This window comes from Thioclava sp. NG1, from assembly GCF_003122275.1.
Lineage (GTDB): Bacteria > Pseudomonadota > Alphaproteobacteria > Rhodobacterales > Rhodobacteraceae > Thioclava > Thioclava nitratireducens.
In genome coordinates, this window is record NZ_QFBB01000004.1 from 290,571 (window position 1) to 314,712 (window position 24,142).

At 62.8% G+C, this 24,142-nt stretch carries 23 protein-coding genes and 1 tRNA gene; 8 read left to right on the forward strand and 16 right to left on the reverse strand.

Annotated features, from left to right (window positions below; genetic code table 11):
* Nucleotides 1–20: 20 nt before the first annotated feature.
* The 5 genes from DEM26_RS09710 to mtgA all read left to right on the forward strand — a co-directional run bounded on the left by DEM26_RS09710 (nucleotide 21) and on the right by mtgA (nucleotide 7,790).
* Nucleotides 21–776: a hypothetical protein gene (locus DEM26_RS09710; protein WP_233243063.1), complete on the forward strand. Its 756-nt coding sequence runs from the start codon at nucleotides 21–23 to the stop codon at nucleotides 774–776.
* A complete protein-coding gene (gene gltB, locus DEM26_RS09715; protein WP_088735486.1) occupies nucleotides 773–5,311 on the forward strand; it encodes a glutamate synthase large subunit in 4,539 nt (1,512 codons plus the stop codon). Before DEM26_RS09710 ends, gltB begins: the two co-directional genes overlap by 4 nt.
* 76 nt (nucleotides 5,312–5,387) lie before the next feature.
* Nucleotides 5,388–5,963 (forward strand): DUF1269 domain-containing protein, encoded by a 576-nt coding sequence (locus DEM26_RS09720; RefSeq protein ID WP_158275106.1) that lies wholly within the window; start codon nucleotides 5,388–5,390, stop codon nucleotides 5,961–5,963.
* Between the two features lie 131 nt (nucleotides 5,964–6,094).
* Nucleotides 6,095–7,012 (forward strand): Hint domain-containing protein, encoded by a 918-nt coding sequence (locus DEM26_RS09725; protein ID WP_109172283.1) that lies wholly within the window; start codon nucleotides 6,095–6,097, stop codon nucleotides 7,010–7,012.
* 31 nt (nucleotides 7,013–7,043) lie between these two features.
* Nucleotides 7,044–7,790, forward strand: coding sequence for a monofunctional biosynthetic peptidoglycan transglycosylase (gene mtgA / locus DEM26_RS09730; RefSeq protein ID WP_075775159.1), 747 nt, complete (start codon nucleotides 7,044–7,046; stop codon nucleotides 7,788–7,790).
* On the opposite strand, the gene DEM26_RS09735 is transcribed toward mtgA, so the two are convergent.
* Genes DEM26_RS09735 through DEM26_RS09750 form a run of 4 tightly spaced genes read right to left on the reverse strand, consistent with a single transcriptional unit; the run spans nucleotide 7,791 to nucleotide 11,581 of the window.
* Nucleotides 7,791–8,357 (reverse strand): DUF3833 domain-containing protein, encoded by a 567-nt coding sequence (locus DEM26_RS09735; RefSeq protein ID WP_233243064.1) that lies wholly within the window; start codon nucleotides 8,355–8,357, stop codon nucleotides 7,791–7,793. It lies immediately after the preceding gene.
* Between the two features lies 1 nt (nucleotide 8,358).
* Nucleotides 8,359–9,522: an SAM-dependent methyltransferase gene (locus tag DEM26_RS09740; RefSeq protein ID WP_075775449.1), complete on the reverse strand. Its 1,164-nt coding sequence runs from the start codon at nucleotides 9,520–9,522 to the stop codon at nucleotides 8,359–8,361.
* The gene (locus DEM26_RS09745; protein WP_109172284.1) at nucleotides 9,522–10,274 is read right to left on the reverse strand and encodes a DUF1365 domain-containing protein; all 753 of its coding nucleotides are present in this window, start codon (nucleotides 10,272–10,274) and stop codon (nucleotides 9,522–9,524) included. Before DEM26_RS09745 ends, DEM26_RS09740 begins: the two co-directional genes overlap by 1 nt.
* The gene (locus tag DEM26_RS09750; protein WP_109172285.1) at nucleotides 10,271–11,581 is read right to left on the reverse strand and encodes an NAD(P)/FAD-dependent oxidoreductase; all 1,311 of its coding nucleotides are present in this window, start codon (nucleotides 11,579–11,581) and stop codon (nucleotides 10,271–10,273) included. Before DEM26_RS09750 ends, DEM26_RS09745 begins: the two co-directional genes overlap by 4 nt.
* Before the next feature lie 46 nt (nucleotides 11,582–11,627).
* On the opposite strand from DEM26_RS09750, the gene DEM26_RS09755 reads away from it, so the two are divergent.
* Together DEM26_RS09755 and DEM26_RS09760 are read left to right on the forward strand one after the other, a co-directional pair.
* Nucleotides 11,628–12,359, forward strand: a complete 732-nt coding sequence (locus DEM26_RS09755) for a sigma-70 family RNA polymerase sigma factor (RefSeq protein WP_276206157.1) — start codon at nucleotides 11,628–11,630, stop codon at nucleotides 12,357–12,359.
* Nucleotides 12,356–12,994, forward strand: a complete 639-nt coding sequence (locus DEM26_RS09760; RefSeq protein WP_075775155.1) for a ChrR family anti-sigma-E factor — start codon at nucleotides 12,356–12,358, stop codon at nucleotides 12,992–12,994. Before DEM26_RS09755 ends, DEM26_RS09760 begins: the two co-directional genes overlap by 4 nt.
* Before the next feature lie 4 nt (nucleotides 12,995–12,998).
* Here the strand turns inward: DEM26_RS09760 and DEM26_RS09765 are convergent, their stop codons facing one another.
* From DEM26_RS09765 to leuB, 8 genes are all read right to left on the reverse strand, one after another.
* Nucleotides 12,999–13,907, reverse strand: coding sequence for a glycosyltransferase (locus DEM26_RS09765; protein ID WP_109172286.1), 909 nt, complete (start codon nucleotides 13,905–13,907; stop codon nucleotides 12,999–13,001).
* Between the two features lie 6 nt (nucleotides 13,908–13,913).
* Nucleotides 13,914–14,783, reverse strand: a complete 870-nt coding sequence (rfbA, locus tag DEM26_RS09770) for a glucose-1-phosphate thymidylyltransferase RfbA (protein WP_109172287.1) — start codon at nucleotides 14,781–14,783, stop codon at nucleotides 13,914–13,916.
* On the reverse strand, nucleotides 14,780–15,625 hold the full coding sequence (rfbD, locus tag DEM26_RS09775; RefSeq protein ID WP_109172288.1) for a dTDP-4-dehydrorhamnose reductase: 846 nt from the start codon (nucleotides 15,623–15,625) through the stop codon (nucleotides 14,780–14,782). The genes rfbA and rfbD overlap by 4 nt, the downstream gene beginning before the upstream one ends.
* Nucleotides 15,622–16,659: a dTDP-glucose 4,6-dehydratase gene (rfbB, locus tag DEM26_RS09780; RefSeq protein ID WP_109172289.1), complete on the reverse strand. Its 1,038-nt coding sequence runs from the start codon at nucleotides 16,657–16,659 to the stop codon at nucleotides 15,622–15,624. Before rfbB ends, rfbD begins: the two co-directional genes overlap by 4 nt.
* Nucleotides 16,656–17,228 carry a dTDP-4-dehydrorhamnose 3,5-epimerase gene (gene rfbC / locus DEM26_RS09785; RefSeq protein WP_158275107.1) on the reverse strand — a complete coding sequence of 191 codons (573 nt, stop codon included), beginning with the start codon at nucleotides 17,226–17,228 and terminating at the stop codon, nucleotides 16,656–16,658. The genes rfbB and rfbC overlap by 4 nt, the downstream gene beginning before the upstream one ends.
* A gap of 98 nt (nucleotides 17,229–17,326) precedes the next feature.
* Nucleotides 17,327–17,403, reverse strand: a tRNA-Pro gene (locus DEM26_RS09790).
* Between the two features lie 52 nt (nucleotides 17,404–17,455).
* Entirely contained in the window at nucleotides 17,456–18,433 is a 978-nt protein-coding gene (locus tag DEM26_RS09795; RefSeq protein ID WP_109172291.1) for a DMT family transporter, read from the reverse strand.
* 117 nt (nucleotides 18,434–18,550) lie between these two features.
* A complete protein-coding gene (gene leuB, locus DEM26_RS09800) occupies nucleotides 18,551–19,654 on the reverse strand; it encodes a 3-isopropylmalate dehydrogenase (RefSeq protein ID WP_109172292.1) in 1,104 nt (367 codons plus the stop codon).
* Nucleotides 19,655–19,870: 216 nt separating this feature from the next.
* On the opposite strand from leuB, the gene DEM26_RS09805 reads away from it, so the two are divergent.
* Nucleotides 19,871–20,791 (forward strand): epimerase, encoded by a 921-nt coding sequence (locus tag DEM26_RS09805; protein ID WP_109172293.1) that lies wholly within the window; start codon nucleotides 19,871–19,873, stop codon nucleotides 20,789–20,791.
* On the opposite strand, the gene DEM26_RS09810 is transcribed toward DEM26_RS09805, so the two are convergent.
* The 4 genes from DEM26_RS09810 to leuD all read right to left on the reverse strand — a co-directional run bounded on the left by DEM26_RS09810 (nucleotide 20,755) and on the right by leuD (nucleotide 24,133).
* Entirely contained in the window at nucleotides 20,755–21,744 is a 990-nt protein-coding gene (locus tag DEM26_RS09810) for an endonuclease/exonuclease/phosphatase family protein (RefSeq protein ID WP_369907766.1), read from the reverse strand. The genes DEM26_RS09805 and DEM26_RS09810 overlap by 37 nt on opposite strands.
* A 44-nt stretch (nucleotides 21,745–21,788) precedes the next feature.
* The gene (locus DEM26_RS09815) at nucleotides 21,789–22,616 is read right to left on the reverse strand and encodes a hypothetical protein (protein ID WP_075776750.1); all 828 of its coding nucleotides are present in this window, start codon (nucleotides 22,614–22,616) and stop codon (nucleotides 21,789–21,791) included.
* Nucleotides 22,617–22,888: 272 nt separating this feature from the next.
* A complete protein-coding gene (locus DEM26_RS09820; RefSeq protein WP_158275108.1) occupies nucleotides 22,889–23,401 on the reverse strand; it encodes an HdeD family acid-resistance protein in 513 nt (170 codons plus the stop codon).
* A gap of 126 nt (nucleotides 23,402–23,527) precedes the next feature.
* A complete protein-coding gene (gene leuD / locus DEM26_RS09825) occupies nucleotides 23,528–24,133 on the reverse strand; it encodes a 3-isopropylmalate dehydratase small subunit (protein ID WP_075776748.1) in 606 nt (201 codons plus the stop codon).
* Nucleotides 24,134–24,142 lie beyond the last annotated feature (9 nt).

The window sequence follows — 24,142 nt, forward strand, 5'->3', positions numbered from 1 at the left end:
TCTGAAAAGGAATGCATCCGATGCGGTCGAATTTTCTCGGCATGGCGATCTGCGGGGGGCTCTTCAGCGCCCTGCCCGCCCATGCCGCAGACTTCAAGCCGCCGCAGGGCTGCGAGGTCTTCATGACCGTGCAGATGCATAACTGTCAGGTCGCCAATTACTATCGCTGCGCCGCCGATCCCGAGGGCGATCTCTGGACCGCGTTCGCGGATGGCGAAGGCATCTACTACCTGAGCCATATAGATTCCGAGACCCGCTGGCTCGAAAGCGTGTCTACCGATACCGGCGAGATCGAGATGTTCGATCCGGGCGCGTCGAAGGACGCCCCCTCGTTCTCGGCGCTCCTGTCGGATGGCAAGGACGATTACGATTTCGTCACGCGGTCGAATTATCGGGGCCTGCGCCGCTATGTCGGCAGCGATGCCCTCACCGGCAACTCGCTCAGCATCGACGATGTCCCGCTCGAGACAATCACCTTCGACCTGCGCGAAGACGACCAGAACGGCCAAACCGTCGCGACCCGCACCGGCACGCAATATATCTCGCGCAAGTATCGCGTGTTCTTCAGCGGTGCCGAGCGGTTCGAGAACGATCAGGGCGATGTCGTGAGTTATGACGACAGCCCGGTACGCTTCGACTTTCCCGGCGATCCCGGTTTTTCGACCGAGACGCCCGAATATGACTGCGACCTGATGATGACGGAGGCCGATCTGCGGCCCACGCGCGTCAGCCTCGCCCCCCTTTCCCGCTCTTTCTCCAAGGAGGCACTGCAATGACCAAATATGACGAAGCCTGGGTGGCCGCCGAGGAAGCGAAACGCCAGTGGATGAACGAGAATTCGCTGTGGAAGGAAGATGACGAGAAGGCGTCCTGCGGCGTCGGTCTCGTGGTGTCGATCGACGGCAAGGCCTCGCGCCGCGTCGTGGAGAACGGCATCGACGCGCTGAAGGCGATCTGGCACCGCGGCGCGGTCGATGCCGACGGCAAGACCGGCGACGGCGCGGGCATTCACGTCCAGATCCCGGCCCCCTTCTTCTACGACCAGATCCGCCGCACCGGCCACGAGCCGGACATGGAGAAGATGGTTGCCGTCGGTCAGGTCTTCCTGCCGCGCACCGATTTCGGCGCGCAGGAGCGCTGCCGCACGATCGTCGAATCCGAAGTTCTTCGGATGGGTCACTACATCTACGGCTGGCGCCACGTTCCGGTGAACACCGAAGTGCTGGGCGAGAAGGCCAACGCAACGCGTCCAGAGATCGAGCAGATCCTGATCCGCAACGACAAGGACATCGACGAGGAGCAGTTCGAGCGCGAGCTCTACATCATCCGTCGCCGCATCGAGAAAGCGGCGATCGCTGCGCAGATCAACGGGCTCTACATCTGCTCGCTGTCGACGCGCTCGATCATCTACAAAGGCATGATGCTGGCCGAGCAGGTCGCGGAATTCTATCCCGATCTGAAGGATGAGCGCTTCGAATCCGCCTTCGCGATCTATCACCAGCGCTATTCCACCAACACCTTCCCGCAGTGGTGGCTGGCGCAGCCGTTCCGGATGCTGGCGCATAACGGCGAGATCAACACGATCAAGGGCAATACCAACTGGATGAAGAGCCATGAAATCCGCATGGCCTCCTCGGCCTTCGGCGACAGCGCCGAAGACATCAAGCCGATCATCCCGGCAGGTGCGTCGGATTCCGGTGCGCTCGATGCGGTGTTCGAACTGATGGTCCGCTCGGGCCGCAACGCGCCGATGGTGAAGACCATGCTCGTGCCCGAGCCGTGGTCGAAATCCACCGATACGATGCCGTCCGCGTGGCAGGACATGTATGCCTATTGCAACGCCGTGATGGAGCCGTGGGACGGCCCCGCCGCGCTGGCGATGACCGATGGCCGCTGGGTCTGCGGCGGTCTCGACCGCAACGGCCTGCGCCCGCTGCGCTATGTCATTACTGGTGACGGCGTCCTGATCGCAGGCTCGGAAGCCGGCATGGTGCCGATCGATGAGGCGACGGTCGTGGAAAAGGGCGCGCTTGGCCCGGGTCAGATGATCGCGGTCGATATGCGCGAGGGCAAGCTCTACCACGACACCGAAATCAAGGACAAACTGGCCGCGGCACAGCCCTTCGGCGAATGGGTCGGCAAGGTTACCGATCTGAACGCGATCCTCGTGGACGTGCCGGAAGAGCCGAAATTCTCCGGCGGCACGCTGCGCAAGCGTCAGGTCGCAGCGGGCTACACGGTCGAAGAGATTGAACAGATTCTCGCGCCGATGGCAGAGGACGGCAAGGAAGCCATCGCCTCTATGGGCGACGACACGCCACCTGCGGTTCTGTCCAAGCAATACCGTCCGCTGAGCCATTTCTTCCGTCAGAACTTCAGCCAGGTGACCAACCCGCCGATCGACTCGCTTCGTGAAAGCCGGGTGATGTCGCTCAAGACGCGCTTCGGCAACCTGAAGAACGTTCTCGACGAGGACAGCTCGCAGACCGAAATCTGGATCCTCGAAAGCCCGTTCCTCGCGAATTCCGAATTCGACCACATGCTCAAGGAATTCGGCGAGCAGGTGGCGATGATCGACTGCACCTTCCCGGCCAATGCGGATCAGGATGCGCTGCGCGAGGGTCTGACCCGGATCCGTCAGGAAGCCGAAGACGCAGTGCGCTCGGGTGCGCTGCATATCGTGCTGACCGACGAGGAGCAGGACGAGAACAAGGTCGCGATGCCGATGATCCTCGCGACCTCGGCGGTGCATAGCTGGCTGACGCAGAAAGGTCTGCGGACTTTCTGTTCGATCAACGTCCGCTCGGCGGAATGTATCGACCCGCATTACTTCGCGGTGCTGATCGGCTCGGGCGCGACCACAGTGAACGCCTATCTCGCGCAGGACACGATCGCCGACCGGATCGACCGTGGGCTGCTGAGCGGCTCGCTCGTCGATGCGATGCGCAAGTATCGCGATGCGATCGACGCCGGTCTGCTGAAGATCATGTCGAAGATGGGGATCTCGGTGATTTCCTCCTATCGCGGCGGTCTGAACTTCGAAGCCGTGGGTCTGTCGCGCGCGATGGTCGCGGAATATTTCCCCGGCATGCACTCGCGCATCTCCGGCATCGGTCTGCACGGCATCCAGCACGCGCTGGAAGGTGTGCATGCGAAGGGCTGGAAAGGCGGTCAGGACGTGCTGCCGATCGGCGGCTTCTACAAGGCGCGCCGCACCGGCGAAAGCCACGCCTGGGGCGCGCAGTCGATGCACATGCTGCAATCGGCCTGTAACCGCGCGAGCTATGACCTGTGGAAGCAGTATTCCGCGATGATGCGGGCGAACCCGCCGATCCACATCCGCGACATGCTGGACATCAAGTCGCTGGGCAAGCCGGTGCCGATCGAAGAGGTCGAGTCGATCACCTCGATCCGTAAGCGTTTCGTGACGCCGGGCATGTCGTTGGGCGCGCTTTCGCCCGAGGCGCACAAGCTCCTGAACGTCGCGATGAACCGGATCGGCGCGAAGTCGGACTCGGGTGAAGGCGGCGAAGACCCGGCGCATTTCGTGCCCGAGCCGAACGGCGACAACCCGTCGGCGAAGATCAAGCAGGTGGCGTCGGGCCGTTTCGGTGTCACCGCCGAATACCTCAACCACTGCGAAGAGCTTGAGATCAAGGTCGCTCAGGGTGCCAAGCCCGGTGAAGGCGGCCAGCTTCCGGGGATGAAAGTCACCGACCTGATCGCGCGTCTGCGGCACTCGACCAAGGGCGTGACCCTGATCTCGCCGCCGCCGCACCACGACATCTACTCGATCGAAGACCTCGCGCAGCTGATCTACGACCTCAAGCAGATCAACCCGAAGGTCAAAGTGACGGTGAAGCTGGTGGCGTCCTCGGGCGTCGGCACGATCGCGGCCGGTGTCGCGAAGGCGAAGGCCGATATCATCCTGATCTCGGGCCACAACGGCGGCACGGGCGCATCGCCCGCGACCTCGATCAAATATGCCGGTCTCCCGTGGGAGATGGGTCTGACCGAGGCGCATCAGGTTCTCGCGATGAACAACCTGCGCGAACGCGTCACGCTGCGGACCGATGGCGGTCTGCGCACGGGGCGTGACATCGTGATGGCGGCAATGATGGGGGCCGAGGAATACGGCATCGGCACTGCCGCCTTGATCGCGATGGGCTGCATCATGGTCCGTCAGTGTCAGTCGAACACCTGCCCGGTGGGCGTCTGCACCCAGGATCCGGAGCTGCGCGCCAAGTTCACCGGCACCGCGGACAAGGTGGTGAACCTCATCACCTTCTACGCTCAGGAAGTACGCGAAATCCTCGCCTCGATCGGTGCGCGTTCGCTCGACGAGGTGATCGGGCGCGCCGATCTTCTCAGCCAGGTGAGCCGCGGGTCGGCGCATCTCGACGATCTGGATCTCAATCCGCTCCTGATCACCGTCGATGGCTGGGACAAGATCGTCTACGACCGCTCGAAGCCGCGTAACTGGGTTTCGGACACGCTCGATGCCGAGATCATCAAGGACGGTCACCGCTTCTTCGAGGATGGCGAGAAGATGCAGCTCTCCTACGCGGTGCGCAACACGCTGCGCACCATCGGGACGCGCGCCTCTTCGCACATCGTGAAGAACTTCGGGATGCGCAACGCGCTGCAATCGGACCACCTGACGGTGAAGCTGACCGGCTCCTGCGGTCAGTCGCTGGGCGCCTTCGCGGCCCCGGGTCTGAAGATCGAAGTGTCGGGCGATGCCAACGACTATGTCGGCAAAGGTCTCTCGGGTGGCATGATCGTCGTCCGTCCGCCCATGGCCTCGCCGCTGGTGGCCTCCGAGAACACGATCATCGGCAACACCGTGCTTTACGGTGCGACCGAGGGTCACCTCTTCGCGGCGGGCCGCGCGGGCGAGCGCTTCGCGGTGCGGAACTCGGGTGCGAAAGTGGTGATCGAGGGCTGCGGCTCCAACGGTTGCGAATACATGACCGGCGGCGTCGCGGTGATCCTCGGCTCGATCGGCCCGAACTTCGGTGCGGGCATGACCGGCGGCATGGCCTATCTCTACGATCCGGACAATACGGCGGAAGAGCTGATCAATCTCGAAAGCCTCGTCACCTGCGGGCTGGGCCACGAGCATTGGGAAGCCGAGCTGAAAGGCCTGATCGAGCGTCACGTCGCCGAAACGGGATCGCGCAAAGGCGCCGATATTCTCCAGCACTGGGAGACCGAGAAGGCGAACTTCCTGCAGGTCTGCCCGAAGGAAATGCTGGCGCATCTGTCCTATCCGCTCAGCGACGAGCCGCAGGCAGTGCCGGCGGAATAAGGGAACCCACCCCCTCACGGAACCGTTTCAAAGGGCGAGACAAATGTCTCGCCCTTTGTTCTGTCTGGAGGTAACGATGTCCGAATTACTGGTGATGGCGCATGAAACGGAAGCCGCCGGTTTCGCGATGCGCGAGGAACTGACCGCCCTCGAGAAAGAGGGATTTTTCCGGTCGCAGGACATTGTCGTTGTGACCCGCGAGCAAAGCGGCGCGGTCCGGGTCCATGAGAACAGCAATACGGTCGTCCTCGGCGCGATCGGCGGCGCGGTCTGGGGCGGCGTCCTCGGGTTGGTTTTCCTGTCGCCACTTGTCGGGGCAGTGGTGGGCGCCGGGGCCGGGGTGATCTCGGGCAAGTTCACGGATGTCGGGCTGAATACCTCCTTCCTGCGCGAGGCGGGAGAGAGCCTTCCGGAAGGCGGCTCTGCGGTCTTCATCATGCTTAAGAAAGCCAGCGCCGCCGAAGTGCTCGACCGAATGCGGACACTGGGCCATGCAAGCGGCCGCGTGCTGCAGATTCCCTTGCCGGAAGATTTCCACGAACGGCTGGAAGTCGCGCTCTCCTCCGGGGGCACCACGGCCTTCACCGGCGAGGAAATCAGCGAAGGCTCGACCGGCAGCCTTGCTCGTATGGTCGGCCCCTCTGCGCTCTGAATTGGCCCGTCGCCGGGCTGCCACTTTTTAATCCTGTGTTAATTTTGCGCCTTAGAGGCGCCTTCGTGTCGCCCAGATCGCTGCTTACCACGTAACGAATAACCAATAATAACGTTACCAGGGCAGTAAAGATGGCGACTTATTACGATCAGTTCTACGTCATGGACCCGGGCAATCCGCCCACCGCAGGCACCGCCCTGTCTCCGACGACATTCGAAATCGTCGACAGGAACAACGACAACTGGATATCAAGCAGCAACGGTGCCCGCGACACGATCAACGGCCAACGCGTCACCGATGTCTGGCGCGGCGACACGATCACGATCGAACGTGCGAACGGCATGCAGGAAACGATCACCGGCGATACGTTCTACCTGCGCGACGGGACGGCCGTGTTTACGCCCTCGGACGGTACGATCCTCCACAACGCGACCTTCGTCAGCTCGACCTACGTCACGCAAAGCACGCAGGCCCCTGTCGGCGACCTCGGACCCGCCTGTTTTCTCGTCGGAACGCGGATCGAGACACCCACTGGTCCGCGTGCGGTCGAAACGCTCTCGGCAGGCGATCTCGTCTCAACCGAAGACGAAGGGCCCCAGCCGCTCCTTTGGGCGGGGGGACGGGTCTGCCGTGGCGCCGGCCTTTACGCGCCGGTTCGCTTCGCCGCCGGTGCCATTGGCAACGAACGTCCGCTCTACGTATCGCAGGAACACCGGATGTTGCTGCGCGGCTGGCGCGCCGAGATCGCCTGCGCGGATAGCGAGGTGCTGATCGCCGCAAAGCATCTGGTGAATGGCAAAAGCGTGCGGATCGAGCCGAGGGCAACCGTCCACTATCGCCATCTGCTCTTAGCGCGGCATCATATTCTGATTGCCGAAGGTGCGCCGAGCGAGAGCCTCTTTCCAGGGAACATGATCCTCGACGAAGATCGCGACCTCGCGCAGGAGATCCGCACCGCGTGGACAGCCGTCTCAGACGCACCGATCGAAACCATGGTAACGGCGCGACAGGTGGCACGCGGGCCGGAATTGGCGCTCCTTGTCGCTTGACCCCTCGGGGCACGCTGTGACTTATACGCGCATGGCAAAGAGCACGAAAAAAACGGGCAGAAAGCCCGCCAAACGCAGCACGAAATCGAGTGTCTCCACCCGCATGCGAGCGCCGTTTCGCGGCGCTCTTAAATGGGCGCTGCGCGGCCTGCTCGGTCTCGTCGCGCTCGTGCTCGTGCTTATGGTTCTTTTCAAGTTCGTTAACCCACCGACCACCTGGACGATTTGGAGCGAACGCCAGCGGCTCGGTGCGGTGGATCAGAAATGGGTGCCGCTCGAGGATATTGCGCCGGTGCTTGCCCGGTCGGTCGTCGCGGCGGAGGATGCCAATTTCTGCAATCACTGGGGCTTCGACATGCGCGCGATCCGCAAGGCGATCGACGATGGCGCCAATCGCGGCGCCTCGACGATCACCCAGCAGACCGTGAAGAACGTGTTTCTCTGGCAGGGCCGAAGCTGGCTGCGCAAGGCGCTGGAGGCGTCTATGACACCGCTCGCCGAAGCGATCTGGGGCAAGAGACGGATTTTGGAAATCTATCTTAACGTCGCCGAGTTCGATGAGGGAGCGTTCGGGGTGGATGCTGCGGCGCATCGCTATTTCCGCAGCACACCCGACAAGCTGAGCGCCCGGCAATCCGCGCTGATCGCAGGCGTCCTGCCGGACCCGAAGGACCGTTCGGCAGCGAAGCCCGGCAGCTTCCTGTCGCGCCGCGCGCGTTCGATCATGGATGGCGCGGCGACGATCCAGAAAGACGGCCGCGCCAGTTGCTTCGAGTGATCATTCGGCCGGTTCTGTCATCGGCCGCATGACCGCGAACAGCTCCGCCACCTTGATGCCGAATTTGCGCATCTGCGACCGGTTCAGAAGCGTCCCGTCCGGCATCAGGTAAATCCAGTCGGTCACGTCGAGCACATGGCCGCCCGCGTCTTCCGGCAGCCGCAGCCGGTACCGCATCCGCAGCGCGTTGCCCGACTGCTCCATCTCGGCGCGGCCTTCGATATCGTCGGCGGTCGAGCTGATCTCGCCGTTCGGCCCGAACTGAATATTCCATGCCCGGCTCTGGCGCCGCCCCGAGGCATATTCGAACTCTTCCTCGATTACGCCACCGTCATTGGTGAACCGCCCCGTCATCACAGCGCGGAAGCGGGAGGTGACGCGGCCGTCGGGCCCGTAGATCATGCCGTGCGCCTCGACGGGACCGTCGAAGGCCCGCCGAATGTCGAATTCCGGGCTCTCTGCCGCGTAATCCGCAGATTTCTGCGCCGGGAAAGAGAAGAAGAAGTGTCGGACCAGCAAAGCCGCAAAGATCAGGGCCGCGACGACAATTAACAATTTCAGCATCATGTTACGCCCTCGCATGTGCCAGTTGCACCTGAACGACATCGGTATGGCCGACCGCGAAAGCCGCCGCGCAGGCTTCGAGATAGTAGGCCCAGTTGCGCAGGAATTCCGGGCCAAAGCCCAGCTCGGCAGCCCGCGCGCTGCGCTCTTTCAAGCGGGCGGCCCATTGCCGACAGGTCTCGGCATAGTCCTGCCCGAAAGCGAAGCTGTCCTTCACCGCCAGGCCCGCCTTTGCCGCCTGATCCCGTATCACGCCGTCCGACAGGAGCATCCCGCCAGGGAAGGTGTATTGCCGGATGAAATCCGAGGTCTGGCGATATTTCGGAAAGTAGGAATCAGACACTGTTATGGCCTGAATCATTGCCGAACCGCCCTCCGCCAGCCGCTCTTTCAGAGTACGGAAATAGTTCGGCCAGTAGCGCTCTCCGACCGCTTCGATCATCTCGATGGAGACGATATGATCGAACTGCCCCGGCGTACGGCGATAGTCCTGAAGCCGGATATCCGCGCGCCCGTCGAGCCGCGCATCGGCATAGCCTTTCTGACTGGGCGAGATCGTGATGCCGGTGACGTGGCGCCCCTGCTCGGCCGCGCGTTCGGCGAAATGTCCCCAGCCGCAGCCGATCTCCAGCACCTGCTCCCCCTCACCCATCCGGTCGAGAATGCGATCGAGCTTGCGGTTTTGGGCCCGATGCAGATCGCTGTCGCCCGGCGCGAAAAGCGCCGACGAATAGCTCATCCCTTCATCGAGCCAGAGTTGATAAAACTCATTTCCGACATCGTAATGCGCCCGAATGTTGCGCGAAGCGCCACGCAGCGAATTGGCCCGCATCAACCGGTCGATCAGGCGGAATTTCAGGTTCGACCAGAAGCCAGCATAGGCATAGCCGTCGACCACATCGAGGTTCTTCAGCGCGAGAGAAAGAAGCGCCTCGATCGAGGAGGTCTCCCATAGCCCCGCAATATAGGCCTCGCCCAGGCCGACATCGCCGCGAGACGCCATCGCCACCACGGCTTGCCAGTCGCGGATTTCCATATCGGCCTGCGGCTCTCCGTGACCAAAGCGGCGAGCGGTGCCGTCGGGCAGGCGCAAATAGAGCGTCCCATGCTCGATTTTCTCGCATGTGGCGAGGAATTCGCTGCGGATGCGGTTGGTCAGGAAAGGCATCATTGGCTGATCTCCTCGGTCGGGGGTGTGGGCCGCGGCAGGTAGCGGGCGCCTTTGAGCTTGAGCCGCAGGGCCTGCCAGTAGATCAGGCCGAGCGTGCGGATTGGGGTGAGCGGACGGCGCAGCGCCATCCCGAGAAGTGCCGCCGAGGTGAGTGGACGCCGGTCGGTCACGAGGGTCGCAACCACGCCTTCTTCTCCATTTCGGTGGTCGATGCGGATGCGGATATGTTCCGCCCGGATATCGAAGCGGAAGCGATACTCGCCCGCGATCGTCTGGAACGGGGAAACATGGAAGATCTTCGCGGCGTGAAGCTCGGTTTCCGCAGAAATCGGGTCGAAATCGGGGGCGGCGCAGAGATAGGAGTGCCGATCACCGAAAGTGTTGTTCACCTCCGCGATAACGGCGCGCAGGTCGTCTTGCGCATCATAGGCCAGCCAGAAATTCACGGGGTTGAACCCTGCCCCGAGAATTTTCGGTTGGGTCAGAAGGCGGAGCTTCGCGATCTCCGGCGCACCGAGCCGAGAGAGCTGCTTGCGGACCCACTCCGCGCCTTCCCCATGATGAGGCGTCCCACCATAGTCCTTGTCCTGCACCGTCGCGAGGTTGCGCCCACGTCGTGAGAATACTTTTGGCCAGGGGCCCCGCGAATCCGGATCGATCAGCACGTAATCGACGTGATAGCGGAACTGGTGCGCAATCGCGCCCCGCCGCGCATGGACCGTGTGACCGGGACAGAATTCGCCACTCATGCGGGCACCTTCTCGAACTTGATCTGCGGCTGCGCCCCGCGATTGAGCTCGCGCGCAACCCGAACGGCCGAGGCAAACCCGTCCTCGTGGAAGCCATGACGTAGCCACGCCCCTGCAAACCAGGTCCGATTCAGACCCTGTATCGCCTGGATTTCGCCCTGCGCCCGCAACGCCGCGCGGTCGAAGACCGGGTGCCAGAAGACCTCGTGGTCGTAGATCTTTTCCTCGGCAATTGGTGTGTCGGGGTTCAGTGTGACAAAGAGCGGATCGCGCTCGGGGATGTTCTGCAACTTGTTCATCCAATAGGTCACACCAAGCCGCGTCTCGCTCGCACGGGTCTGCGCCTGGTAGACCCAGCTCGACCAACAAGCGCGCCGACGCGGCATCTGCGCCTCGTCGCGATGAAGATATACATCGTTTGGCTGATAGCGGACCGCCGAAAGCGCGGCCTGCTCCTGCGGGGTCGGCTTGGCCAGCAGCTTGAGCGCCTGATCGGAATGGGTGGCGATGATCACCTGGTCGAACTGATCCGGAAGGGCCTTTTCCGCCAGAATGGCGACCGAATTTCGCTCCCGCTTGATCGCGGTGACCGGGGTACCGGTGCGGAATTCGACACCGCGCAGACGCAAGGCCGCCTCCAGCCGCTTTACATATTCTATCGACCCGCCCGAGACCGTCCACCACTGGTGCTGACCGGTCGCCGACAACAGCGCGTGGTTCTCGAAGAAGCGCAGCAGGCTTTTCGCGGGAAATGCGCCGATCTGATCGGCGGGCGTGGACCAGATCGCCCCGCAAATCGGCAGCAGGTAATAGCGCCGGAACCAGTCGCCTAAGTTCAACTCGTCCAGCAGGCCGTCGATCGTCACGTCGTCACTCTGCGCGACCGAGACGGCTCTCGCATTGAACTTCGCGATATCCGCGACCATCCGCAGAAAGCCCGGCCGGGCGAGGTTGCGCTTTTGCGCCACAAGGCTGTTCAGATCGCGCAGCGCATATTCGATGCGGCCTTGATCGATCGTCACGCCAAAGCTCATGTCGGATTTCTCGACGGGCACGTCGAGCTCGGAGAACAGCCGCGTCAGATGGGGATAATTTGCGTAGTTGAAGACGATGAAACCGGTATCGACCGGCTGATCGCCGTTGCGCCCCGCGACGATCGTCCGCGAATGCCCACCGAGCCGCGGCTCCGCCTCGTAGACGGTAACGCGGTTCTGCGGCGCGAGTTGCCACGCCGCGGCCAGACCGGAAATCCCCGAACCGATGATCGCGATGCGTTGCGCCTGTGGATGCACGGCATCAAATGACATTCGAATTCTCCCAAGCTCTTGAAGGCTTAACGGTGCATATTACCGTTTGGATCAGAAGTTTTTTCGCGACTCATGTGAACCAGATTCCCATAAGCTGCGTATCGGTCACATGCTGAGAGATGCGACCATCAACTTCGACACCACGGGGACCCCGCCAATCGCGGCGGGACATACCTTTGCCGGGAAGAGTATGGACGACAAGAATTCAGCGAAACCGACGCCAGAGGCGGCATGCGAGCAGACCGACTGGCTCGTCGCCGTTCGTGACAGGCGTGACAAGATGGCCTTCGCGCGGCTTTACGATCACTTCTCGCCGCGGCTGAAGGGGATGCTAGTGCGCTCTGGCATGTCGCAGGCGGCGGCGGAGGATGTGGTACAGGACGTGATGCTCACGATCTGGCGCAAGGCTCATCTTTACGACGAGACGCGGGCGCGCGCCTCGGCATGGATCTACCGAATTGCGCGCAATCGGCAGATCGATGTGATCCGAAGACGGCCCCGGCCCGTTCCAGACGAGCTGGTCGCCGAAGCGGAAACGCGGGAAACCCGAGAAGCCGACGCGGCGATCGGGTTGGAACAGGAAGCGGCGCAGCTGCGTGAAGCGATCAAGGCTCTGCCCGAAGCGCAGCGCGACATAATCGAGCGGGCCTACGTGGGTGAACTCACACAGGCCGAAATACGCGAGGCAACCGGCCTCGCACTTGGGACGATCAAATCGCGGATCCGGCTCGCGCTGGAGAAGCTTAGACACGAGTTAAGGGATCTGAGAGACGAATGACGGAGATCACGCATCATTTGCCCGATTGGTTGGTTCGGTCTTACGCGACCGGCTCACTGGGTCATGCGTTTTCGCTGGTCGTCGCGGCGCATGTGAGCCAGTGCGACGAGTGTCGCGCACGGCTTGAAGCAGAGGAACTGGCAGGCGGGCTGGTTCTGGACGAGCTTGAAGGCATGGCGCCGAGCGACGATTTGCGGCGACGTGTGTTTGATGGGCTGGACGACGACGATGTGATCGTCGCGGCGCAACCCGCGCGCGCAGGAATCTATCCGGGCGCCGTGGTCGAGGCGATGGGTGCGGACAACCCGCGCTGGCGTGCCTTGGGCGGCGGCATCAAGCAGGCCATCCTGAGCGAGGACAAGGAGGGGTCGGCACGGCTTCTCTACATCCCACCGGGAATGGCGGTGCCCGATCATACCCATGGCGGCCTGGAACTGACCATGGTTCTGCAGGGCTCCTTCTCGGACGAAACCGGGCGCTTTGGCGTGGGCGATGTGGAAGTGGCGGATGACGATCTCGACCACACGCCGATCGCGGGGATGGAAGATGTCTGCATCTGCCTCGCCGCGACCGATGCGCCGCTGAAGTTCAAGGGGCTCCTGCCGCGCCTTCTGCAGCCGATTTTCCGGATTTGAGACCCTAAATCAGCCGAAACACGGCCCCAATCCAAAGGGCAAGCGTAGCCGCCCGGCTTTGGCGATAGAGCCTCAGCCGGGCGAATTCTCTCATTCGGGTCGAAAAACCTGCCTCGCGCATATTCAAGAAGCGGTTGAAAATGGTCCGGTTTTCGGGCGTGAACCGATGCGCGGAGGCGGTAAGCGCCGCGCATTGGACATCGATCCAACCACGCCATTCACCCTTCAGCAGCCGCTTCAACCGAGAGAGCTTTGCACGCATCGTGAGGTTCGCACCTTCCGCGTTGTGGCCATGCTGTCGATAGAGAAGCGTAGGTTCCGCATCATAGACGACCCGGATGCCGCAGCCAGTGAACAGTTGATAAATCCACCAGTCATGGCGCGGCGCGGCCTGCAACTCGCGCGCCGCAGAGATGGCGAGCTCGGCCCCGGCCGGGTTCAGGAGGATCGTGTTACCGGCCGCAATATTCTGGACCAGAGCGTTACGGAACGATGGCCGATGTGGATGTCGCGCCGAAAGGTGTTTGTTTCCCAAATTAGCGTCACAGACCCATGTGCGGCTGCAATAGAGAGCAGGTTTACCCTCGTCCAAGGCCGCAATCCCCCGCGCGAGCCGATCCGGCAACCAAACATCATCCTGATCGCAGAAGGCGATGAACTCGGTCGTGGCGGGGTCCACGCCGCTTAGAAGAGATAGGAAATTCCCCCCCGCTCCTTTTTGCGGCCCGGCTACAATCCGTACCTCATGGCTCCGCGCGAACTCTGCCAATAGATCGTGTGTGGCATCGCTTCGGCTGTCGTCTCCAACAATCAGCCGCCACTCAGGATGCGTCTGCGTCGCGAGGCTTTCGAGCTGATCGCGCAACTCCGGGCCCGGATCGCGTGTCGCCATCAGGATCGTGACCCGTGCCATTGACCATCACTCGATCAGGCGCAGCAGATACTCGCCATAGCTGTTCTTACCGCATTTCTTTGCTCGGTCGGCGAGTGCGTCGGCACTGATCCAACCCTTCTCGAAAGCGATCTCGTCGGGCGAGCCACTTTGCAGCCCCTGCCGCTCCTCCAACGTGCGCACGAAATTCCCCGCGTCGAGCAGGCTGCCATGCGTTCCAGTGTCGAGCCAGGCAAAGCCGCGGCCCATCTGGGTGACCGAGAGCGCGCCGTCATGCAGGTAGGTTTCCAGAAGCGTCGTGATCTCCAACTCGCCGCGGGCGGACGGCGTGATCGTCTTGGCGCGGTCCGGCGCGGTCTCGTCGAGGAAATAGAGCCCCGTCACCGCGAATTGCGAGGGCGGCACTTCGGGCTTCTCGATGATCGCGCGCACGGTGCCGCTCTCGTCGAAATCCACCACCCCATACCGCTCCGGATCGCGCACGCGGTAGCCAAAGACGGTGCCGCCATCTGTGGTCGCATTCGCCGCTTTCAGGATTTCGCCAAGCCCAGCCCCGAAGAAGATATTGTCGCCCAGAACCATCGCCGACGGGCTGCCGGCGAGGAACTCCTCGGCCAGCAGATAGGCCTGCGCCAGACCGTCGGGCGAGGGCTGGGTGATATAGGTCAGGCTCAGCCCCCATTGACTGCCATCGCCGAGCGTGCGGATGAATTGCTCCTGATCATGCGGCGTGGTGATCACCGCGATCTCGCGAATACCGGCCAGCATCAGGGTGGTCAGCGGGTAGTAGATCATCGGCTTGTCGTAGACCGGCAGAAGCTGTTTTGAGACGCCCATCGTGATCGGATAGAGTCGCGTGCCCGAGCCGCCCGCCAGAATGATCCCCTTGCGCGTCATATCGCCCCCAATTCGGTCAAAACCTCGTCCAATCCCGATCTCCAATCGAGTCTGTTCAGGCCGAACACGGCCAGATCGCTGCAGTCGAGCCGCGAATTGAGCGGCCGTTTCGCGGGCGTCGGATAATCGGCGGTGCGGATATCCTCCACCGTCACGTCCCGCCCGGCCCGCGCGAAGATCTCCCGTGCGAAGCCTGCCCAGCTTACATCGGGAGAGCCTGAGAAATGGTAAACGCCGCTTTTCTCGGGCGCGCGCTGCAACTCTTGCGCCATCGTCAGGCAGGCCTCGGCAATCGCCTTGGCCGGGGTCGGGCCGCCGATCTGGTCGGCGACGATCGTCAGGTGATCGCGGCTCTCGGACAGGCGCAGCATCGTCTTCACGAAGTTCCCGCCATGTGCCGAAAAGACCCAACTCGTGCGCAGGATGGCGAAGGTTCCTCCTGTCGCGCGGATCGCCTTTTCTCCGGCGAGCTTGGTGCGGCCATAGGCGCCCAGCGGATCGGTCGGATCGGTAGGTTTGAACGGCGCTTCACCGGAGCCGTCGAAGACGTAATCGGTGGAGATGTGAACGACCGGGATACCGAGGTCGCGGCAGGCTTCGGCCATCGCAGCGGGCGCATCGCCGTTGACCACCTGGGCGAGCGCCTCTTCTTCTTCGGCCTTGTCGACAGCCGTATAGGCGGCGGCGTTGATCACTGCCTCGGGCTTGGCCTCCCGGATCGCCTGTGCGGCGGCTTCAGGGTCTCTCAAATCGACCCTATCCCGGCCCAAGAACACCGCATCGGGCACAAGGCGCTGTAGCTCCTGCGCAACCTGGCCTGTCTGTCCGAAGACGAGGATCATGCCTTGCCCAACCTTTCGCCGACGCCGTGCCGCTCCAGCAGCGGACGCCACCAATCCTCGTTCTCGAGATACCAGCGCACGGTGCGCTCGAGCCCCTCCTCCACCGTCACGCTCGGCCGCCAGCCCAGCTCCTCGCGGATGCGGGTCGGGTCGATCGCGTAGCGCGCATCGTGGCCGGGGCGGTCGGTGACGAAAGTGATCAGATCGGCATAGGGCGCGTCGCCCGGACGCAGCCTGTCGAGAATGGTGCAGATCGTCTGGACCAGTTCGAGGTTCGACCGCTCGTTCTCGCCGCCGATATTGTAGCTGCGGCCCGAGGCGCCGTTCTCCAACACCAGAAGCAGCGCATCGGCGTGATCCTCGACATAGAGCCAGTCGCGCACGTTCGAGCCGTCGCCATAGATCGGCAGCGGCTTGCCCGCGAGCGCGTTCAAAATCACGACCGGGATCAGCTTTTCGGGGAAGTGATAGGGGCCGTAATTGTTCGAGCAATTGGTGAGCACGACCGGCAGGCCATAGGTCTCGTGCCAGGCGCGCACGAGATGGTCCGAGCCCGCCTTCGAGGCGGAATAGGGACTGTTCGGCGCGTAAGGCGTCTCTTCGGTGAACTGGCCGGTGGCGCCGAGCGTGCCATAGACCTCGTCGGTCGAGATGTGATGGAAGCGGAAGCTTTCGGGGCGACCCGCGCCCTCCCAATAGGCGCGGGCAGCCTGCAGCATGTTGTAGGTGCCCATCACGTTCGTCTCGATGAAGGCACCGGGGCCGTCGATCGAGCGATCCACATGGCTTTCGGCCGCGAGATGCATCACCGCGTCGGGCTTGTGACGGGCGAAGATCGCCGCCAAAGCCTCGGGGTCGCGGATATCGGCCTGCTCGAACGCATAAAGCGGGCTGCCCGAGACGGGCGCGACATTCTCGAGGCAGGCGGCATAGGTCAGCGCGTCGAGGTTCACAACCTCATGGCCGCGCGAGACGGCGAGGCGGACGACGGCGGAGCCGATGAACCCGGCACCACCGGTGACGAGAATCTTCATGCTGCGCCCTCCCAGGTGAAGGGGCTGTCGAAGGTAGCGAACAGAGGTGCCTCGGCATCCTTGCCGGACAAAACAGGCTCTGTTCCTGCGGAAAGCGGCCAGTCTATGCCCAGATCGGGATCGTCCCAGCGGATCGCGCCTTCACAGTCGGGCGCGTAGTAATCCGAGCATTTGTAGACGATCTCGGTGCCCGGCTCGAGCGTTACGAACCCATGCGCAAACCCCGCCGGGATCAGTAGCTGCTTGCCGTTCTCGAAGCTCAGCTCGGTGCCGAACCATTGCCCGTAGGTCGGGCTGCCCTTGCGGATATCGACCGCGACATCCCAGAGCCGCCCGCGCCCGCAGCGCACGAGCTTCGCCTGAGCGTGGGGAGGCGCCTGAAAGTGCAGCCCGCGCACGGTGCCGACGGCCTCCGAGACCGAATGATTGTCCTGCACGAAATCGATCTCGATCCCGGCCTCGGCAAATCGCTTCGCCGAATAGCTCTCGGAGAAAAATCCGCGGTGATCGCCGAATCGCTTCGGGGTGATCACCAGAACGCCGCTGAGGGGTGTTGCTTCGACCTGCATGCGCCCTGCCTTCATTGCTTCGGGAAAGTTGTGCCAAAGCACGGGCCGAAAGGCCAGCGACATCGCCAAAAGCCAAGGAATCAGGGAAAATCGGGAAATGGTCGGAGCGAGAGGATTCGAACCTCCGACCCCCTGCTCCCGAAGCAGGTGCGCTACCAGGCTGCGCTACGCTCCGACCGTGGGCGGGGAATTAGCGGCTTGCGCGGGGTTTTGCAAGGGGGTCTTGATCAGCTTCTTGAATTGGGTGCGCGAAGGCCCAAAACGCGGCCCAGAAGCGACGAACGTGGTGCGGTCGCGGTTTCCGAACGACCCCGCGTGCGCAGCACAGGCTGGTTCGTGGAGACGCGGGTCTCGCGGATCACGATGTAGATGCCGGACAGGATCACGACGCCGGCGCCGACGAGCGTCGGGATATCCACGCTCTCGTGGAAAATAATCCAGCCGTAAAAGACCGCCCAGAGGATCTGTGAATATTGCATCGGCGCGACGATTGCGGCCTCGCCCGCGCGATAGGCGAGGATTTGCAGGAAGGACGCGGTCAGGCCGAACATCGCGATCACCGCCATCAGGCCGAGATCGGCAATCTGAAGCGGCTGCCAGACGAAGGGGAGAAGGATCGCCATGACGATCACGTTGCCCAGAAGCGGCGAGAGCAGGAGGACGACCGAGCGCTCCTCCGAACCGATCTTGCGCACGATCACCGAGGCGAGGGCGCCGGTCACCGCCGCCGTCATCGCCGCGAAATGGCCCGGCGCGAGTTCCGCCTGTCCGGGGCGCACCACGATCACCACGCCGATCAGGCCGAGGATGACAGCGGCCCAGCGGTGAATACCGACCCGCTCGCCGAGGATCGGGATCGAGAAGACGGTGACCAGCAGCGGCATCGCGAAGAGAAGCGGATAGACCTGCGCCAGCGGCAGGGTCGAGAAGGCGTAGAACGCGCAGAGCCCAGTGACGACGGTGGTGACGACACGCCCCACGACCCAACCGGGATGAACCGGGCGCAGGCTGCCCTCGCGCTTGTCGTTGAGCAGGATCACCGAGAGCAGCGGGAAGGACAGCAGCGCCGCGAAGAACACGATCTGAACCGGCGAATAGGTCTGGCCCAGATGTTTGATGATGACGTCATGCGTGGCGTAGATCGCCATCGATGTCAGGCCGAGCGCGGCGCCGCGCGCGTTTGATTTTCCGCCGAAATCGGGCATGGAAGGCTCCCGGTGTTATCGCTCGCATCTTGAGCGGATGTTCGGGAGTTGCAAGGCCGCGGCATGAAAAAGGCGCAAGCTTTCACCCGCGCCTTTTCATGAGACTTTTCTCTTGGATCAGAGCGAGGCGTCGAGCGCTTCGATGATCTTGTCGCCCATCTCGGCGGTCGAGACCGGGGTGCCGCCTTCGGGGCCCATCAGGTCCGCGGTGCGCACGCCATCGGCCAGCACTTTCTCGATCGCGTTTTCCAGGCGGGTCGCCTCTTCGCCCTGATCGAAGCTGTAGCGCAACGCCATCGCGAAGCTGAGGATACAGGCGATCGGGTTGGCCTTGCCCTGCCCCGCAATATCGGGCGCCGAACCGTGAACGGGCTCGTACATCGCTTTCGGGCGACCATTCGCCATCGGCGCGCCGAGGCTCGCCGAAGGCAGCATCCCGAGCGAACCGGTCAGCATCGCCGCGCAGTCAGACAAGATGTCGCCGAACAGGTTGTCGGTGACGATCACGTCGAACTGCTTGGGCGCGCGCACGAGCTGCATCGCGCCGTTATCCGCATACATGTGGCTCAGTTCGACTTCCGGGTAGTCCTGACCGACGCGGGTCACGACTTCGCGCCAGAGGATGCCCGACTCCATCACGTTGGCTTTCTCCATCGAGCAGAGCTTCTTGTTGCGCTTCATCGCCAGTTCGAACGCGGCACGGGCGGCGCGCTCGATCTCGGACTCGGTGTAGCGCTGGGTGTTGATGCCGACGCGCTCGTTGCCTTCTTCGAAGATGCCGCGCGGCTCGCCGAAATAGACGCCCGAGGTCAGTTCGCGCACGATCATGATGTCGAGGCCTGCGACCACGTCCTTCTTCAGCGAGGAGAAATCGGCGAGCGCGTCGAAGCATTGCGCGGGGCGCAGGTTCGCAAACAGGTCCATCTCTTTGCGCAGACGCAGCAGGCCGCGCTCCGGCTTCACCGAGAAGTCGAGCGTGTCGTATTTCGGGCCACCCACGGCGCCGAGCAGAACCGCGTCCACTTCCTGCGCCTTCGCCATCGTCTCATCGGCCAGCGGCACGCCGTGCTTGTCATAGGCCGCGCCGCCGACGAGGTCTTCGCTCACGTCGAAGGCGAGGTCGCGCTTGGTACCGTACCAATCGATGACTTTGCGAACCTCGGCCATGACTTCAGGGCCGATCCCGTCGCCGGGCAGGATGAGGATGGAAGGGTTGGTCATTAGGATAATCTCCCGAGAAAACAGGGTCTCGAAGGGGGTATCCCCTGCCCGCCCCCTGGTCAAGCGGCACAGGTCGCGAAACCGTGTCTGGACGATCGGCAAGCGGTTGCCGAGGCTTCGGCGGGCTTTTGCGGATCAAGTGGTTGGCGAGTGGCCCCCGCGCGCGTATGAGCGCATGCTAGAGTTTAGAGCAGGCAGACGACACATGAGGGCGAAATGAATCGCAGGGTACTGATCCTGGGAATGGGCGGTTTGTTCGGATCAGCTGCGGCACGGTCCTTCCGAGCGGCTGGCTGGGACGTCGATCGCTATCGCCGGGGCACCGATATGGCGATCGCGGCGCGCGGCGCGCGGTGGATCGTGAATGCGATGAACCCGCCGAATTACCACGACTGGGCGAACCAGATCCCGCAGATCACCAAGCAGGTTCTGACCGCGTCGCGCGATAGCGGCGCATCGGTGATGGTGCCGGGCAACGTCTATGTTTACGGGCGCGAGCCGTCTCCGTGGAGCGCGTCGACCCCGCATCACGCCTGCACCCGCAAGGGCAATATCCGCGCCGAGATGGAGGCGCGCTATCGCGCCCATGCCGAGGAGGGCCGTTCGGTCGTGATCCTGCGCGGCGGCGATTTCATCAATGCCGAGGCGCCCGATACGCTGCTCAACCGGGTGATGCTGAAGGATTTGCGCAAGGGCAAGATCACCGCGCTCGGCAAGCCCGATGCGCAGCGCGTCTACGCCGATCTCGAGGACATGACGCGTGTCGCGGTGCAACTGGCCGAGACCGAAGATCACTCGCCCGGTCTTCTCGATCTCGGGTTCCCCGGAACCCGGTTCTCCGTTCGCGAGCTGGCCGAGGAATTCTCGCGCCAGATGGGACGCGACATCTCGATCAAGAAATTCCCGTGGACGGCGCTTCTGCTCGCATCGCCCGCGTGGGAACTGGCACGCGAACTACGCGAGATGCGCTACCTGTTCGACATGAGCCACGAAATCGACGGCACCGATTTCCACGCACGCTTCCCGGAATTCACGCCGAAGACGCTGCAGCGCGTGGTGTTCGAGCATCTCTATATCCGGGGCCTCAAGGTCGTGCCCGATCAGGGCAATTCAATGTCGAGCCAGACCATCTTGTGACGCGAGGCGACGCGTGCCGCCTCCGCCAAGGGCGCGCCCGGCTCGGGCCAGACGACGCCCGCCGCCTCTACATGCAGATCATTCGACGGCAGAACGTAGTCGAGCCGTAGGTTGCCCGGGCCGTCGTAATCGGCGGTATCAAGGCTCGGGTCGCCCCTATGATCAGGATCCGCCGCAGCTTTCGCCCCCGCGCTCCGCGGCTGGGGGTCTTGGAAATGCGGACCGTTCAGCAGCAGATCGAGCGCATCGCGCCGCCCCTCCCCGTCCTTCGGGTCGAGGTTGGCGTCGCCCATCAGGATCACCTGCGCTTCGGGCGGCAGCGCGTCGAGCTCCCCATCCAGATAGCGCAGCCAGAAGGCGATCTCATCACGATTGCGGCGCCCGTTGCGATCTTCCGGCCCATCGAACACCGGCGGCGTCGCGGAGAAGGCCAGAAGATGAAGGCGCTCGCCCGACGGCAACTTGAGCGGCACGTCCCAATGCCCCGTCGAACTTAGGCGCTGCACCGCCATCGCCTCGGGCGACAGCTTCGCCCCGGCGATCCTCCCGTCGGGCAGGTCCTTCCACAGCATCCTGGAGAAGTCGCGCACACGGTCGGCCTCGAAGGGATAACGCGACAGAAGCGCCATGCCGCCCTGCCCCGGAAATCGTCCGTAGCCTTGGGCATCCCGCGCTTCGCCAAGCTTTCCGTTGCCGTCGAGATCGGCCCCGCTCGGCCAGCCGCTATTGGGGCGCGGCGCGAAAAGATGCGGATAGGGGTGCGCGAGGCGTTCGTTCAGCGCCTCCAGCGAAAGCCCGTCGAGATCCCAGTCGATCCCGGTCAGCAGCAGAACATCCGGCGCGATCGTGTCCACGATCCGCGTCGCCGCCGCGACCTGCGCCTCGCCTTTGCGGATATCTTTCAGAAGAAGGCCCGGACCCCGGCGCGACAGCCCAGCATCCCATGTCGCCACACGCAGAGTCTCTGCCGTGGCGGGCAGCGCGAAACAGAGCGCGATCAGGCCGGCAAGTAGTCGCTCGCCCCGGAGGCGAGACGCTTGTTCTCGATCATTTGCGCGACCCGGGCCAGCGCGATGCCGCGCATGAACAGGCTTGCGGGAAGGAAGGCCCATGCCGTCACCATCCAGATCATCGTGTGTGGCACTTCCAGCGTCACGATCACGAAACTGACCGAAACGAGTTTGAGCACCGCCGGAATAAGGAAGGGTAAAAGAAATCCAAGTGCAATGTTGAACCACGCGTCGCGGCGTAGGCGCTCGACCACATCGCCGCCCGCGGTGGGGTCGAAGGTCGGCAGATTTACCCAGACGTTGAATTTGGTATGCGCCTGCGGCCAGCCCATGATCCGCATGACGATGACGAAATAGCCGAGGGTCAGCAGCGAAATCAGGTAGGCCATCCCCGCCGCGGTGCGCACCAGCGCGACCTGATGCAAAGAGGCATCCGCCGGAAGCGCGAGCTGCAATAGGCGCACGGGGCTGTAAGGCACGTCGATGGAGCTTGCGACCGTAGTGCCTAGAACCTCGATCAACCGGGTCAGCGTCGACGCGTGATATTGCGACTGTACCGCAAGAGAGAGCAGGCCGACGGTTAGAAACAGCGACATGAACCGAATGCGGTTGAAGGGCGGCGCATCGCGAAACTCGATCAGACCGGGATAGACCGAGGCGTATTCGAACAGGGTCAGCGCAAATCCGAACAGCGCCATCAACGCCACGATCTGGGCGGTGTCGCTACTGGTATCGGGCAGTATGAGCGCGGGGATGCAAATCACCACCGCAACGAGGATCGCGCGAAAGAGCGCCCCTGAGAGACGTGAAAACACAGTTACCCTACCCTTCCCTGCGGTCGGATTCGATACATTGCCGATCCTTTTACCCGCAAGACGCGCGCCAAATGTGACCCGCTGCCTCAAACTTGCCATGATTTTGCCCAAGTTCCCGATCCAAGCAAATACTGTTTTCAGACTCTCTGCCGTATTCGGGCGTTTTCTGGAAAGACCTGGTGCGACATTGCATCAATAAAGGTGCAAAATTGTGGCAAACTAGGGAGCGGAACCATATTTTGTGGATCAAGGGCTTAGCCGGTCAAAAGCCCTCAGGAGTCGCGACTGGCAAAGCCGAGTGCGGCAAGACCGACACCATCCGCGAGAAGCTGGATGCCCAGCAAAAGCCCGAGGATCTGCGTCGCGATCTGATCGAAGGCCGCGAAGATCAAAAGCCCGAGAAGGATCGAAACCGCGCCCGACAGGACCAGCATCCAGCGCAGGCGCGGCGCCGCGAGGCGCAGGCCGATCAGCAGGCGCAACGCCCCCATCAGCAGGAAGAGCACGCCGACCACCGCTGCGAGCGAGACCGTGCCGGACATCGGATCGGCGATCAGCCAGACGCCGACGACGATATTGAGAAGCGCGATCAGCCCGTGCCACGCGCGATGCGCCCCGCCTCGGTCGTTGAAGGCGAGCCACGCCTGCACCACCCCGGCAATCAGGAACAGTATGCCCACGAAGGTAGTCAGGGCCAGCGAGGTTGCGAAGGGATTCGTGATGGCCGCGACGCCGAGAACAATCAGCACGAGGCCGGTCATCAGAAACAGGGTCGAAACGCGCATCGCATCATCCTCTCGGTCTACGTCAAATGATGAACGATACCACGGGCGGTGCATTCCCGCGCCCCCTCCTCACGAAAAAAGCCGCCCGGGTCGGGGCGGCTTTTCCTGTTCTTATGGTATCGGGGATTACACCCAGGGACGCGCCTGATGCATCTGCGTCTCGAAGCTGTCGATGGCTGCGGCCTTTTCAAGCGTCAGGCCGATATCGTCGAGACCTTCGAGCAGGCAATGCTTCTTGAAAGCGTCGACGTCGAACTTGATCGTCTCGCCTTCCGAGGTCGTGATCTCCTGGTTCTCGAGATCGACGGTCATCCGCGCGTTCGAACCCTTCTCCGCATCCTTCATCAGGATATCGACCTGCTCCTGCGGCAGCACGATCGGCAACATCCCGTTCTTGAACGAGTTGTTGTAGAAGATGTCGGCGAAGGAGGTCGAGATGATCACCTTGATGCCGAAATCCGCGAGCGCCCACGGGGCGTGCTCACGCGAGGAGCCGCAGCCGAAGTTGTCGCCGACCACGAGGATCTGCGCTTCGCGATATTGCGGCTTGTTGAGAACGAAGTCGGGGTTCTCGTTGCCCTGACGGTCGTAACGCATCTCGTCGAACGCATGCACGCCGAGCCCGGTACGCTTGATGGTTTTCAGGAAACCCTTGGGGATGATCATATCGGTGTCGATATTGACCAGCGGCATGGGCGCGGCGATCCCGGTAACTTTTTCGAACTTTTCCATTCTCGTCGC

Excerpts from the sequence above, each read along its gene's own strand:
- DEM26_RS09710 (WP_233243063.1), top strand. The coding sequence starts at position 21 with ATGCGGTCGAATTTTCTCGGCATGGCGATCTGCGGGGGGCTCTTCAGC.
- gltB (WP_088735486.1), top strand. The coding sequence starts at position 773 with ATGACCAAATATGACGAAGCCTGGGTGGCCGCCGAGGAAGCGAAACGC.
- DEM26_RS09720 (WP_158275106.1), top strand. The coding sequence starts at position 5,388 with ATGTCCGAATTACTGGTGATGGCGCATGAAACGGAAGCCGCCGGTTTC.
- DEM26_RS09725 (WP_109172283.1), top strand. The coding sequence starts at position 6,095 with ATGGCGACTTATTACGATCAGTTCTACGTCATGGACCCGGGCAATCCG.
- mtgA (WP_075775159.1), top strand. The coding sequence starts at position 7,044 with ATGGCAAAGAGCACGAAAAAAACGGGCAGAAAGCCCGCCAAACGCAGC.
- DEM26_RS09735 (WP_233243064.1), bottom strand. The coding sequence starts at position 8,357 with ATGATGCTGAAATTGTTAATTGTCGTCGCGGCCCTGATCTTTGCGGCT.
- DEM26_RS09740 (WP_075775449.1), bottom strand. The coding sequence starts at position 9,522 with ATGCCTTTCCTGACCAACCGCATCCGCAGCGAATTCCTCGCCACATGC.
- DEM26_RS09745 (WP_109172284.1), bottom strand. The coding sequence starts at position 10,274 with ATGAGTGGCGAATTCTGTCCCGGTCACACGGTCCATGCGCGGCGGGGC.
- DEM26_RS09750 (WP_109172285.1), bottom strand. The coding sequence starts at position 11,581 with ATGTCATTTGATGCCGTGCATCCACAGGCGCAACGCATCGCGATCATC.
- DEM26_RS09760 (WP_075775155.1), top strand. The coding sequence starts at position 12,356 with ATGACGGAGATCACGCATCATTTGCCCGATTGGTTGGTTCGGTCTTAC.
- DEM26_RS09765 (WP_109172286.1), bottom strand. The coding sequence starts at position 13,907 with ATGGCACGGGTCACGATCCTGATGGCGACACGCGATCCGGGCCCGGAG.
- rfbA (WP_109172287.1), bottom strand. The coding sequence starts at position 14,783 with ATGACGCGCAAGGGGATCATTCTGGCGGGCGGCTCGGGCACGCGACTC.
- rfbD (WP_109172288.1), bottom strand. The coding sequence starts at position 15,625 with ATGATCCTCGTCTTCGGACAGACAGGCCAGGTTGCGCAGGAGCTACAG.
- rfbB (WP_109172289.1), bottom strand. The coding sequence starts at position 16,659 with ATGAAGATTCTCGTCACCGGTGGTGCCGGGTTCATCGGCTCCGCCGTC.
- rfbC (WP_158275107.1), bottom strand. The coding sequence starts at position 17,228 with ATGCAGGTCGAAGCAACACCCCTCAGCGGCGTTCTGGTGATCACCCCG.
- DEM26_RS09795 (WP_109172291.1), bottom strand. The coding sequence starts at position 18,433 with ATGCCCGATTTCGGCGGAAAATCAAACGCGCGCGGCGCCGCGCTCGGC.
- leuB (WP_109172292.1), bottom strand. The coding sequence starts at position 19,654 with ATGACCAACCCTTCCATCCTCATCCTGCCCGGCGACGGGATCGGCCCT.
- DEM26_RS09805 (WP_109172293.1), top strand. The coding sequence starts at position 19,871 with ATGAATCGCAGGGTACTGATCCTGGGAATGGGCGGTTTGTTCGGATCA.
- DEM26_RS09820 (WP_158275108.1), bottom strand. The coding sequence starts at position 23,401 with ATGCGCGTTTCGACCCTGTTTCTGATGACCGGCCTCGTGCTGATTGTT.
- leuD (WP_075776748.1), bottom strand. The coding sequence starts at position 24,133 with ATGGAAAAGTTCGAAAAAGTTACCGGGATCGCCGCGCCCATGCCGCTG.